Source organism: Taklimakanibacter lacteus (genome assembly GCA_003576695.1).
In the GTDB taxonomy this organism is placed as follows: Bacteria; Pseudomonadota; Alphaproteobacteria; order Rhizobiales; family Aestuariivirgaceae; genus Taklimakanibacter; species Taklimakanibacter lacteus.
Genome location: QOZQ01000001.1, coordinates 200267 through 212855, shown reverse-complemented (window position 1 = coordinate 212855; position 12589 = coordinate 200267). Strand labels below are relative to the sequence as shown.

Below are 12589 nucleotides of genomic sequence, written 5' to 3'. Positions count from 1 at the left end.
TGGTTTCCCTCCCCCTTGTGGGGAGGGGTTAGGGGTGGGGGTCGGGTGGTCTCTCCGAACTTCGCGCGTCACACCATCGAATGGGCCAGTTCTGCAACACCACCAGACCCCCACCCCGGCCTTGCAGGCCGACCCTCCCCGCAAGGGGGAGGGTAAAAAAGAAACGGGCCAACTCGTTGAGCTGGCCCGCGCCAATTCAGAGCTGAACTTTAGAATTATGCCTTGTCGGCTTCGCTCGCCTCGGTGACCGGAACCGCGTCCGACGCACCCGGAACAAGTGCCCGCTGCTTCTCGGCGATGCGCGCCGACTTGCCGGTGCGGCCGCGCAGGTAATAGAGCTTGGCGCGACGCACATCGCCGCGGCGCACCACCTTGATCGAATCGATCAGCGGCGAATAGACCGGGAAGACGCGCTCGACGCCTTCGCCATAGGAGATCTTGCGGACGGTGAAGTTCTCGTTGAGGCCGCCGCCCGAACGCGCGATCACCACGCCTTCATAGGCCTGCACGCGGCTGCGGTCGCCTTCGACCACTTTCACATTGACGATGACCGTGTCGCCAGGGGCGAATTCGGGGACGGCGCGCTTCGCAGCCACCACCGCTACCTGCTCTTTTTCGAGCTGCTCGATGATATTCATAATTATACGTCCTTTTGGAGTTGCGGCTCTCTACACGCTGAGCCGGGTAAAATCAATTCTTTCTCTGCACATAAGCCTGCCAAAGATCGGCGCGGCGCTTCTCGGTCAGCCTTTCCCTTTGCTCCTTCTTCCAGCGGCTCATCGCCTTGTGGTCGCCGGAGAGCAAAATCTCAGGAATTTCAAGACCTTCCCAGCTCCTGGGGCGGGTATATTGGGGCTGTTCCAATAGTCCGTCCTCGAAGCTTTCCTCATGCCCCGAGCGCTCATCGCCCATGACGCCCGGCAGAAGCCTGACCACCGCGTCCAAAAGCGCCAGCGCCGCCGGCTCTCCGCCCGACAGCACGAAATCGCCGAGCGAGACCTCGCGCAATTGCCGCCGCTCGATCACCCTTTCATCGACGCCCTCGAACCGGCCGCAGATGATGAGCGCTCCCGGCCCCGCCGCCAGATGGCGCACCAGGCCTTGCGTCAGGCGCTCGCCCCGGGGCGACATCAGGAGCCTCGGCCCCTTATGGTCGGCCTGATCGATGGCCTGCGCCAGGATATCGGGCTTCATCACCATGCCGGGCCCCCCACCGGCGGGTGAATCATCCACCGTGCGATGCCGGTCGGTGGCGGCGTTTCTGATGTCGCGCACCTCCATCGACCAGATGCCGGCATTGAGCGCCTTGCCGGCCAGCGACGTGCCGAGCGGTCCCGGAAACATTTCCGGGAACAGCGTCAATATGGTGGCGCGCCAGCTCATCGCTCATCCGGTTCGGCTTCATCGAGATAGGTCTCGGGCAGATCGAGGGTCAGCTCTCTCTTCGCGAGATCGATCCTCGGCACATAGGTTTCAGCGAAAGGCACCAGCACCGTCTCCGCAATACCCTCGCGGCGGATCTCGAGCAGATCGCCGGCACCGAAATTCGGCACCGCGACGACCGTCCCGAATTTCTCGCCTGCCGGGCTCAGCGCCGTCACCCCGATGAGGTCATGCATATAGACCTCATCATCTTCGGGTTCCGGCAGCTGCGCGCGCCAGAGGAAAAGCTCCGCACCTTTCAGGGCCTCGGCCCGGTTGCGGTCACGCACGCCCTTCAGCATGGCGATGAAGCCATCCTTCTGGACTTTAAGCTTCTCGATCTCGAGGCTTTCGCCCCGCGCCGTCGTGAGCGGCCCATAGGAGCCGATCGCTTCAGGCTCGGCAGTGAAGCTCCTGAGCTTCACCTCGCCCTTGATGCCATGCGCGGCCGTAATGACACCGGCCAGCACTTTATCGCCGGGCGAGGCCATCCCTTGACCTTAGCTCTGCGGTGCTGCAGCGGCAGCGGCCTCGGCGGCCTTGGCGGCGGCGTCGGCCTGGGCCTTCTCACGCTCCAGGCGCTTCTTGCCGGGGAGAGCCTTCTTCGGGTTGTTGCGGGCGTCGCGCTTCTTGAGGCCGGCCTTGTCGAGGAAGCGCAGCACGCGATCGGTCGGCTGGGCGCCCTTCTTGAGCCAGGCGGCGGCCTTCTCGGCATCGAGCTGGACGCGCTTCTCGTCGGTCTTGCCGAGCATCGGGTTGAAGGCGCCGACCACGTCGATGAACTTGCCGTCGCGGGGCGACGCCGCATCGGCAACCACGATGTGGTAATAGGGCCGCTTCTTCGAGCCGGCGCGCGACAGTCTGATTTTCAGTGACATCTAGTTCTCCTTGGATATGTCAGTGTTGGATATGCAGATAGACATGGTGGGGCTTGCCATGCATGAGGAATTCTCCATCCGGCACGGCACCGAGCTTCTCGGCGACACGCAGTGACGCCGAGTTGCCGGGATCGATGTAGCTGACGAGACGGGGAAGCCCCTTCTCGCGATAGCCATAGTCACGCGCACGGATTGCCGCCTCGACGGCATAACCGAGCCCACGGAATTCCGGCATGATGTTCCAGCCGACTTCGGGATCACCCCAGCCGTCCGGGAACCACAGCCCGCAAGAGCCCGCGAATTTGCCGCTGGCGCGGTCTTCCAGCGCCCAAGGGCCGTAGCCGCGCAACTGCCAGTGGCCGACGAAGAGCGCCACGCGCCGCCACACATCGCTGCGCTGGACGTCTGCGCCATAGATCGCCGCCGATTGGGGATCGCGATAGAAGGCGAGGAAAGGATCGACATCGCTCTCGCGCCAGAAGCGCAAGCGCAGCCTTTGGGTGGCGAGCTCGGGCGCCATGTCATTTCTTCTTGCCCAGCCCCGGCAGGCCCCTGAAGGGCGAGCCGCCCAGGCCCGGCAATCCGCCGAGGCCGGGAAGCTTGGCCCCGCCGAGGCCCGGAAGGCCTGTCGGCAGCTTCGACATATCGGGCAAAGCCCCGCCCGGCATCATCTCTTTCAGCTCGGCCGGGATCGCATTGGGATCCATCTTGGCGAGCTCGGCCTGCATCTTCTCCATCTCGGCTGCGTCGGGCGCACCTTTGCCGCCGAACATGCGGCTCATCAGGCCCTTGTTGCCGCCCATCTTCTTCATCATGTCCGCCATCTGGACATGCATCTTGAGCAGGCGGTTGATTTCCTCGACCTTGGTGCCGGAGCCCGCCGCGACCCGCTTCTTGCGCGCGGCATTCATCACTTTCGGATTGCGCTTCTCGAATTTCGTCATCGAGCCGATGATCGCCATCTGGCGCTTCAGCACCGAATTGTCGAGATCGACGCCTTCGAGCTGCTTCTTGATCTTGCCCATGCCGGGCAGCAATCCCATCATGCCCGACATGCCGCCGAGCTTCTGCAGCTGGGTCAGCTGATCGGCGAGATCCTCGAGATCGAAGGCGCCTTTCTGCATGCGCTGGGCGATGCGCTTGGCTTTCTCGGCATCGATCGACTGCGCCGCTTTCTCGACCAGGCTGACCACGTCGCCCATGCCGAGAATGCGCCCGGCGATGCGCTGCGGGTGGAAATCCTCGAGCCCGTCGAGCTTTTCACCGGTGCCCATGAGCTTGATCGGCTTGCCGGTGACGGCGCGCATCGACAGCGCCGCACCACCGCGGCCGTCGCCGTCGATGCGGGTGAGCACGATGCCGGTGATGCCGATCTTCTCGTCGAAGGCCCGGGCAAGGTTGACGGCATCCTGGCCGGTCAGCGCATCGGCGACGAGCAGCGTTTCATTGGGCCTGGCGATGTCGCGCACCGCCGCCGCTTCGGCGAGAAGTTCCTCATCGATGTGAAGACGGCCGGCGGTATCGAGCATGACCACATCGAAGCCGCCGCGCCTCGCTTCCGACATGGCGCGTCTGGCGATATCGACCGGCGTTTCGCTCTTGATGATGGGCAGGGTCTCGACGCCCGTCTGCTGACCGAGAATGGCGAGTTGCTCCTGCGCCGCGGGCCTCCGCGTATCGAGCGAGGCCATCAGCACCTTGCGCTTCTCGCGCTCCTGCAGACGCTTGGCGATCTTGGCCGTGGTGGTCGTCTTGCCCGAGCCCTGGAGGCCGACCATCAGGATCGGCACCGGCGGCGAGGCCCTGAGATTGAGCGTGGCACCTTCCGAGCCCAGGACGGCGACCAGTTCGTCATGGACGATCTTCACGACCATCTGGCCGGGCGTCACCGACTTGACCACATCGGCGCCGACCGCCTTGGCCTTCACCTTGTCGATGAAGCCGCGCACCACGTCGAGCGCCACATCGGCCTCGAGCAGTGCGCGCCTCACTTCGCGCATCGCCGCATCGACATCGGCCTCCGACAGCGCACCCCGCCCGGTGAGCTTGTCGAGGATGCCGGAAAGCCGCTCTTGCAGTGTCTCGAACATACAAAGGTTCCTTTTCGCCCAAACGCAAAAACACCCGGGGGCGCCACGCGCTGCCGGATGCGGGACCGCATCACCTCCCGGGTTCAACCCATGTGTGATGAGGCCTTGAGACGTTCAAGCGTCTGAAATTCGGGGGTGTTCTAGGGGGAGGCCGTCCAAAAGTCAATCACGCCCAATCTTAGGGCTTGCTTCCTATTTAAGCCGCTCGCAGACCTTCGCCGCCACCGCCTCGCCCGAAAGCCGCGCGCCCGCACAGGTTTGCACCAGCCCGCCGCCCAGCGCCTCGCCGGCAAAGAATATGCGCTCACCCACCGGCTCCATGAGGGTCTTGCGCGCGGTCGCAAAACCGGGCCGCGCCGCCGCATAGGCGCCGCGCGTGAAGGGATTGGCGCCCCAGTCGGTCATGGCGCTGCGCCCGATCTGCTTCTCGATGGCCGATCCGAAGCTGCGCGCCAGGCTCTGCACCGCGAAATCGACCGCCGCCGCCTCGCCCGCCGCCGAGAGTTCCCAGGCGAAATCGCCGCCGACAAAGCCGATCAAGAGATCGCAGTCGAAGGGGAAGCACAGGAAGTAGATGTCGTGATGCCCGTGGCGCTCGATCAGGATATCCTCGAAGGGTTTGACGCCGTGCCGGTCGCCTTTGATCTCGAGCGGGATCTTGGTGAGGAGCCCCATCGGCAGACTATGGACCGCTTCGTCATGCGCGAGCGGAAGGTCGGGAGAGAAGCGCAAGCCCCCGAAAGCCAGCGCGCCCATCGACACCGTCACGATCGCCATTCTGGCCGCCATTTCGCCGCGCGGCGTCTCGGCGATGACGCCGGGCCCGTCCCAGCGCAGGCGTTTCACCGGCGTTTCGAGCTCGACCGGCACGGAGCGGCCCCAGCTGTGAACGACCGAACCAAAGCCCTCGCGCACCAGGAAGTTGGGGTCGAGATCGGCGGCGGCCATGAGGTCGGCGACGGAGATTTCATCCGTGTCCTGAGCAAAATCCATGGGTCCCGCATAGGTCGCGGCCGCGGCACCGATAGGGCTCGCCTCGAGCAACTCGGCAAGCCTGTCGCCCTTGGCGGTCTTGTGCTCGAGAAGGGCCGCGAGGCTGAAATCGGCCTTGAACATCTTGGCCATCTCGATCGCGGTGGCGCGCCTCGCGCCGAAATAGAGCCGGTCGAGATTGAGATCGTGATGCTGAAGCGTGGCGTGTTGCGCGATGCCTTCATCGAAGAACGGATTGCGGTCGGCCGCATGCATCCAGGCGCAGCCCCAGTCGAAGGGAATGCCGAATTTTTCGGTCACGGTGTAAGCGCGCCCGCCGATACGGTTCTGCGCTTCCAGCACGCGCACCGACTTGCCTTGCGCGATCAAGGCTTTCGCCGCCCCGAGCCCCGCGGCTCCGGCACCGACAATGAGGACATCTACAGATGAAGTCATGCTGCGCTCCGTGCGTGGAACGCCTCTCCCGCCGCGTCAGAATGTCCCCACCTAGGCCCGAAGGCAAGTCTGAATTGCGGGCATCAAACAGCGGGCGCCAGGATTAACCCTCTTTTCGGCCGGTCTTCCTTGACGAAATAGACCATGAGGCCCGCGATCACTGCGGTGGCGAAGGCGGCCCACCACATTTCCGTATAGCGGGCGAAGAGATCGAACAGATAGCCGCCCATGAAGGAGCCGAGCGCGCCGCCCAGCGCATGGCCGCCACTGATCAGTCCCATGGCGAGGCCCATGATCTTGAGGCCGAGATGCGAGGCGGCGAGGCTCGCGGTCGGCGGCACCGTCGAATAATCGAAGATGCCGTAGATCACCGCGAAGACGAACAGCATCTCATAGCTCACCCCGACATTCATGAGGACGAGGAAGGAGAAGGAGCGCACGATGTAGATGGTGCCCAGGAGCAGCGGCCGGTTGACCTTGTCGGTGAGCCAGCCGGCGAGGAACATGCCGCCGAGGTTGATCGCCATGATGCCGCCATAGACGCCGGACGCCGGCACCGGCGGGAATCCGCAAAAGGCGGCATAGGGCAGGAAATGCGTCTCGATGGCGCCGGTGGTGGTGACGCCGCAGATGAAGAAGCTCCAATAGAGAATGTGGAAGGTCGGGTTGGTGAGGAGGAATTTGAGCCGCCCCCACAAGGCCTCCTGCGGCTCCGCCAGCGCCGTCCTGGCTTCGGCCGTGGAGCCCGCTGCCGGCTTGAGGGCGATCCAGATGACCACTGCCATGACGATGCAGACGGTCGCCACGGCGATGATGCTCCATTGCCAGCTCACATAGGCAAGCCCCGCCGTCACCAGGGGCACGGTGATGAACTGCCCGGCCGTGGCGCCCGAATTGGCGATGCCGGTGGCAAGGCCGCGCTGCTCGGTAAAGAGCTTGGCGATGGCGGTCGAGATCAGATGCATGTTGGCGGTGGCAAAGCCGACCCCACCGACAAGGCCATAGCCCACTATATAAAGTGCGGCGACCGGGTAGGCGGCGAACAGCAGGAGGCCGGCCGCGACAATGAGAAGGCCTGCCGCGAGCATGAGACGCGCGCCATAGCGGTCGGCGAGGTTGCCGGCGATCGGCGCCACGATGGCGACCATGACAAGCGCCACCGACTGGCCCGAGCTGATGAAGGTCTTCGACCAGCCGAGCGTCTTCGTCCAGTCATCCGTCATGATCGAGACGACCTGGCGCGCCGACATCACGATGGAGAGGACGGCAAAGCACAGCCAGACGACGATCCAGGGATTGAGGTGGCGAGCGGAAGCGGCTGGCGAAGCATGGGTGCTGGTCATGCGCAATCCATGACCCGCCGCGGAAGATGTCGTCCAGCCAAATTTTTTGATGAGACATATTGCGGGAATTGATGGGTACAGTTCCCGCAGTTGCCATGATCGAACTGACGCTCCCGAAAACAATATTCCGTCATCCCGGCGAAAGCCGGGACCCCCTGAATAAGCGCAACCTGGGAAGCGCTCATCGCGTGGATAAAATTCAATGGGTCCCGGCTTTCGCCGGGATGACGGTTGAGAGGATTGCCGCTCAGTTCTGCGGCCGGTTCCTGAGCGCTTCCGCCTGGGCGTAGAAGCGCTTTTCCCATTCCTTGTGATTGTCGAGGCCCTCGCGGATGAAGGGCGTGAACAGCGCGATGTTCATCAACAGCCAGTTCACGAAATTGGCCGGGAACCGCATCGGCTTGACGAAATCGACGAACAATACGACGCGCGTCTTGTCCGAGTGGTTCCACGCCTCATGCTCATAGGCGTCATCGAAGATCAGGACCTTGCCCTCGCTCCAGTGGCAGATCTGGTCCTTCACCCGGATGGCGATCCTGTCGCGCGGCTCCGGCACAATCATGCCGAGATGCAGGCGCAGCACGCCATTATAGGGCCCGCGATGCGCCGGCAGGTGCTTGCCCGGTTCGAAGATCGAGAACATCGCGGTCTTGAGCCCGGGAATGGCCTGGACCGCTTTCCATGTCTCGGGACACTGGGCGATGTTCTGTTCCGACTTCATGCCGAAGGCCAAAAGGAAGAAGGTCTTCCAGCCCTGGTCGGTGCTGATCGTCTTCACGTCGGCCGAGATGTCCTGAAAATTCGGCAGGTCAGCCTTGCGCACCAGGACGCGCTCGAGCTCGGCGCGGATCTGCGGATAGGCCTTCTCGATCTCGCCGACCCACGGGAATACCTTGTTGTCATAGACGGGCGGATTGCCGAGCCTGGCATATTTCAGATTGAGCTTTTCGGCCCGGGCGACGATCCCCATGAAAAACCGGGTAATGGCGCTGGGCCGTTCGAGCGGAGCGATGCCTGCGGTGGCGAGCTTTTGGCCCTCGTCTTCCCGTTTTTCGGGAGCGAAGGCCCCGTGCGTGGTATCGGCGGTCATGAGGTCCACCGGATATGGCCGCATCGTGGCGGCTCTAAGGCAGAAACATTGCCGGGAGGTTAGCAAAAGGCTAGCCTTTCCAGCAACTTTCACCATATAAACCGGCCATGAACGGGTTGGCACCCATGGAATTCCGCAAGATGAACGGGCTCGGCAATGACTTTGTCGTGCTCGATGCGCGTCCACGCGCCTTGTCCATCAGCCCGGAGCAGGCCCGCGCCATCGCCGACCGCAAGACCGGCATTGGCTGCGACCAGCTGATCGTCATCGAGCCCTCGACCAAGGCCGATGTCCGCATGCGGATCTGGAATAATGAGGGTTTCGAGGTCGAATCCTGCGGCAATGCCTCACGCTGCATCGCCGATATCCTGTTCGCCGAGAAGCGCAAGACCGTAGCCACGATCGACACCTTGGGCGGCTTCCTCACCTGCGAGAAGGGCGGCAATGGCCTGGTGACCGTCGATATGGGCGTGCCGCGCTTCGGCTGGCAGGACATTCCGCTGTCGGAGCCCTTCCCCGATACGCGTCACATCGAACTGCAGCTCGGCCCCATCGACGCGCCGCTGATTCATTCCCCCTCGGTCGTCAATGTCGGCAATCCGCATTGCATCTTCTGGGTGAAGGACCTCGATATCGTCGACCTCGCCAAGGCGGGACCGATGCTGGAACATCACCCGCTCTTCCCCGAGCGCGCCAATATCTCGCTCGCCCGCATCGACGCGAAAGACCACATCACGCTCAAGGTCTGGGAACGCGGTGCCGGCCTGACGCGCGCCTGCGGCACCGGCGCCTGCGCCGCTCTGGTGGCGGCAGCGCGCATCAAGCTCACCCACCGCAAGGCGACCGTGACGCTGCCCGGCGGCGATCTCGTCGTCGAATGGCGCCAGGATGACAATCACATCCTGATGACCGGCCCGATCGCCTATGAATTCGATGGGTTCCTGCCCGCGCATCTCGCGGTGTGATCCTCGTGTCGAAGCCCGACATCATCACTTTTGGCTGTCGCCTCAATGCGTATGAGGCCGAGGTGATGCGCCATGAGGCCGATAAGGCCGGCCTTGAAAACGCGGTCATCTTCAATACCTGCGCGGTGACGGCGGAAGCCACCCGCCAGGCGCGCCAGGCGATCAGGCGGGCGCGCAAGGAGAAGCCCGACGCCCGCATCATCGTCACCGGCTGCGCGGCGCAGACCGATCCCCAGATGTTCGCCGTGATGCCGGAAGTCGATCTCGTGCTCGGCAACCAGGAGAAGCTCGATGCCAAGAGCTACCGTTTTCCCGATTTCGGCGTCGCCAGGGAAGAGCGCGTCAAGGTGAACGACATCATGTCGGTGCGCGAGACGGCGCTCCACATGATCGACGGCTTCTCCGAGCGCACCCGCGCCTTCGTGCAGATCCAGAATGGCTGCGACCACCGCTGCACCTTCTGCATCATCCCCTTCGGGCGCGGCAATTCGCGCTCGGTGCCGGCCGGTGATGCGGTCGAGCAGATCCGCCGCCTGGTCGCCAATGGCTATTCCGAGATCGTGCTGTCGGGCGTCGACATCACCTCCTGGGGTGCCGACCTGCCGGGCCGGCCTCGCCTCGGCAATCTGGTCCGCCGCATCCTGAAATCGCTGCCCGAGCTCAAGCGCCTGCGCCTGTCCTCGATCGATTCGATCGAGGCCGATGACGATCTCATGCGCGCCATCGCCGAGGAGGAGCGGCTGATGCCGCATCTGCATCTCTCGCTCCAGGCTGGCGACGATATGATCCTCAAGCGCATGAAGCGCCGGCATCTGCGCGACCACTCGATCGCCTTCTGCGATGAGGCCCGCAAGCTCAGACCCGATATCGTCTTCGGCGCCGACATCATTGCCGGCTTCCCGACCGAGACCGAGCAGATGTTCGAGAACTCGCTCAGGATCGTCGAGGAATGCGGCCTGACCTTCCTGCATGTCTTCCCCTTCTCACCGCGCCCCGGCACGCCGGCGGCGCGCATGCCGCAATTGCCGAAGCCGGTGATCCAGGAACGCGCCCGCGCCTTGCGGGAGAAGGGCAAGGAGCGTCTCGATGCTTTCCTCAGGCAGGAGATCGGCGCTGAGAGGTCCATCCTCATCGAGACCGAGAGCATGGGACGCACCGAACATTTCGCCCAGGTGAAGTTCGCTCAGCGCATGAGCGCCGGCGCCATCATCCGCGCCAAGGTGACCGGACGCGGCGCTGACCACCTCGAGGCGAGCCTGGCCGCATGACGGGCTTCTTCAAGAAACTGTTCAACCGGATCTCCGGACACCAGGACGAAGCGGCGCCATCTCCGCCACCGGAAGACGAGACGCCGACACAGGCCGAGACCGCATCACCCCCGGCCGAACCGGAAGCCAAGCCCGAAGTCGTCGCGCAATCCGAGCCGGAGCCCGTCGCCCCCGAATCTGTCGTAATTTCGGAACGGGCGCCGCCTGAGCCTTCCGCCACAATGGAATTGCTTGAACCGGAAGTCAGGCAGCCTGAGCCGAAGAAGGTCGCGGCGAAGAAACACGAAGCCACACCGAAGAAGGTTGAAGCCAGGAAATCCGAGCCTCTCCCACCCCCGCCCGAGCCGGTGGAACTTACACCACCTGTGCCTGAGCTGCCCGCACCTGCACAGCCATCGCCGGAACCCGAAATCTCTCTCGCCCCTGAACCGGAGCCGGAAACCGAGGCTCCTATGGCAGAGGCCGCCGCGCCCGAGCCCCCTGCTCCACGGCCGCGTGGGAGATGGTTCACCCGCCTCAGGGACGGCCTGGCGAAATCGTCCCGTTCGCTCACCGGATCGATCAGCGCCATCTTCACCAAGCGCAAGCTCGATGAGGCGACGCTCGAGGAGCTGGAAGACGTGCTGATCCAGGCCGATCTCGGCGTCGAGATGACGACCCGGATCGTCAAGGCGGTGTCGGCCGGCCGTTACGACAAGGAGATCGAGCCCGAGGAGGTGAAGGCGATCCTCGCCAGCGAAGTGGCGAAGGTGCTGAAACCGGTCGAGGTTCCTTTCACCTTCGGCGAAGAGAAGCCTTTCGTCATCCTGGTGGTCGGCGTCAACGGCTCGGGCAAGACCACCACCATCGGCAAGCTTGGCGCGATTGCGGCCGGCGAGGGCTTCTCGGTGATGCTCGCCGCCTGCGACACGTTCCGCGCCGCCGCGATCGAGCAATTGGCGGTCTGGGGCAAGCGCATCGGCGCCAGGGTCATCTCGCGCCCGACCGGAGCGGATGCCGCCGGCCTGGCTTTCGATGCGATGCGGGAGGCCAGGGCCGAGGCCGCCGACATCCTCATCATCGACACCGCCGGGCGCCTGCAGAACAAGGCCAATCTCATGGCCGAGCTCGACAAGATCGTGCGCGTCATCCGGAAGCAGGACGAGACGGCCCCCCATGCCGTGCTCCTGGTGCTCGATGCGACCACCGGGCAGAACGCCATCTCGCAGGCCGATGTCTTCACCAAGGTCGCGGGCGTTACCGGCCTGATCATGACCAAGCTTGACGGCACCGCCCGCGGCGGCATACTCGTCGCCATCGCCGAGCGCTTCAAGCTTCCCATTCACGCCATCGGCGTGGGCGAGCAGGTCGAGGACCTGCAGCCTTTCGACGCCGAGGCCTTCTCCCGCGCCATTGCAGGTCTTGAAGAATGAACCCTGTCGTCAAAATCCTTATCGAAGCCGGCCCCCTGGTCGCGTTTTTCCTGACCAATTGGCTGGCGGGAATATTCTGGGGAACCGGAATATTCATGATCGCGACCGCCGTCGCCCTCATTCTGTCCTGGCTCCTGACCCGCAAGCTTGCCGTCATGCCGCTGATCAGCGCCGGATTCGTCGCGGTCTTCGGTATCCTGACGCTCTGGCTTCATGACGAAACCTTCATCAAGGTGAAAGTCACCCTGATCAACGCCCTGTTCGGCGTGGTCCTGCTCGGCGGCTTGTTCTTTGGGCAGACTTTTCTCAAATTCGTGATGGGCGAGGCCCTCAAGATGACCGATGAGGGCTGGCGCGCGCTGACCATACGCTGGGGAATTTTCTTTTTGTGCGTCGCCGTCGTGAATGAGGTGGTGTGGCGGTCGGTTTCGACCGATACCTGGGTGAATTTCAAGGTCGCTCTGCTGCCCATTACCCTGGTCTTTGCCCTTTCGCAGGCGCCAATGATGACCAAACACATGATTCAGGACGATCCGAAGCCGCCGCACTAGGTGGAATGTCGCATTTCGAGACCGTTCCGTATGCTGACGATACGTTCATCACCCTGAGCAAGCACGCTTCTCGCAATCGCAAAACAGTATTTGCTTTATCCTCTTGCCGTCGTCCTTGTGAGGCGCTAGGACAAAAGGCTTC

The 12589-nt window shown here is 63.6% G+C and carries 13 protein-coding genes; 4 read left to right on the top strand and 9 right to left on the bottom strand.

Annotated elements, in window-relative coordinates:
- Window positions 1-215 precede the first annotated feature (215 nt).
- From rplS to olsC, 9 genes are all read right to left on the bottom strand, one after another.
- Entirely contained in the window at window positions 216-638 is a 423-nt protein-coding gene (gene rplS, locus DT068_RS00990) for a 50S ribosomal protein L19 (protein WP_119387896.1), read from the bottom strand.
- Between the two features lie 52 nt (window positions 639-690).
- On the bottom strand, window positions 691-1383 hold the full coding sequence (gene trmD, locus DT068_RS00985; protein ID WP_119387895.1) for a tRNA (guanosine(37)-N1)-methyltransferase TrmD: 693 nt from the start codon (window positions 1381-1383) through the stop codon (window positions 691-693).
- Window positions 1380-1913, bottom strand: a complete 534-nt coding sequence (gene rimM, locus DT068_RS00980) for a ribosome maturation factor RimM (protein ID WP_119387894.1) — start codon at window positions 1911-1913, stop codon at window positions 1380-1382. Before rimM ends, trmD begins: the two co-directional genes overlap by 4 nt.
- A 9-nt stretch (window positions 1914-1922) precedes the next feature.
- Window positions 1923-2300 carry a 30S ribosomal protein S16 gene (rpsP, locus tag DT068_RS00975; protein WP_119387893.1) on the bottom strand — a complete coding sequence of 126 codons (378 nt, stop codon included), beginning with the start codon at window positions 2298-2300 and terminating at the stop codon, window positions 1923-1925.
- A 19-nt stretch (window positions 2301-2319) separates the two neighbouring features.
- Entirely contained in the window at window positions 2320-2820 is a 501-nt protein-coding gene (locus DT068_RS00970; protein WP_119387892.1) for a GNAT family N-acetyltransferase, read from the bottom strand.
- A 1-nt stretch (window position 2821) separates the two neighbouring features.
- On the bottom strand, window positions 2822-4390 hold the full coding sequence (gene ffh / locus DT068_RS00965) for a signal recognition particle protein (protein ID WP_119387891.1): 1569 nt from the start codon (window positions 4388-4390) through the stop codon (window positions 2822-2824).
- 192 nt (window positions 4391-4582) lie between these two features.
- A complete protein-coding gene (locus DT068_RS00960) occupies window positions 4583-5818 on the bottom strand; it encodes a flavin monoamine oxidase family protein (protein ID WP_119387890.1) in 1236 nt (411 codons plus the stop codon).
- 83 nt (window positions 5819-5901) lie between these two features.
- On the bottom strand, window positions 5902-7161 hold the full coding sequence (locus DT068_RS00955; protein ID WP_119387889.1) for an MFS transporter: 1260 nt from the start codon (window positions 7159-7161) through the stop codon (window positions 5902-5904).
- Between the two features lie 247 nt (window positions 7162-7408).
- Complete coding sequence (olsC, locus tag DT068_RS00950; protein WP_119388290.1) at window positions 7409-8251, bottom strand: ornithine lipid ester-linked acyl 2-hydroxylase OlsC; 843 nt, start codon at window positions 8249-8251, stop codon at window positions 7409-7411.
- A gap of 125 nt (window positions 8252-8376) precedes the next feature.
- Here olsC and dapF point away from each other — a divergent pair, with 125 nt between their 5' ends.
- Genes dapF through DT068_RS00930 form a run of 4 tightly spaced genes read left to right on the top strand, consistent with a single transcriptional unit; the run spans window position 8377 to window position 12447 of the window.
- Window positions 8377-9216 (top strand): diaminopimelate epimerase, encoded by an 840-nt coding sequence (gene dapF, locus DT068_RS00945; protein ID WP_368904357.1) that lies wholly within the window; start codon window positions 8377-8379, stop codon window positions 9214-9216.
- 5 nt (window positions 9217-9221) lie between these two features.
- Complete coding sequence (gene mtaB / locus DT068_RS00940; protein WP_119388289.1) at window positions 9222-10484, top strand: tRNA (N(6)-L-threonylcarbamoyladenosine(37)-C(2))-methylthiotransferase MtaB; 1263 nt, start codon at window positions 9222-9224, stop codon at window positions 10482-10484.
- Window positions 10481-11896: a signal recognition particle-docking protein FtsY gene (gene ftsY, locus DT068_RS00935; protein ID WP_119387887.1), complete on the top strand. Its 1416-nt coding sequence runs from the start codon at window positions 10481-10483 to the stop codon at window positions 11894-11896. Before mtaB ends, ftsY begins: the two co-directional genes overlap by 4 nt.
- On the top strand, window positions 11893-12447 hold the full coding sequence (locus DT068_RS00930) for a septation protein A (RefSeq protein WP_119387886.1): 555 nt from the start codon (window positions 11893-11895) through the stop codon (window positions 12445-12447). The genes ftsY and DT068_RS00930 overlap by 4 nt, the downstream gene beginning before the upstream one ends.
- Window positions 12448-12589: the final 142 nt, after the last annotated feature.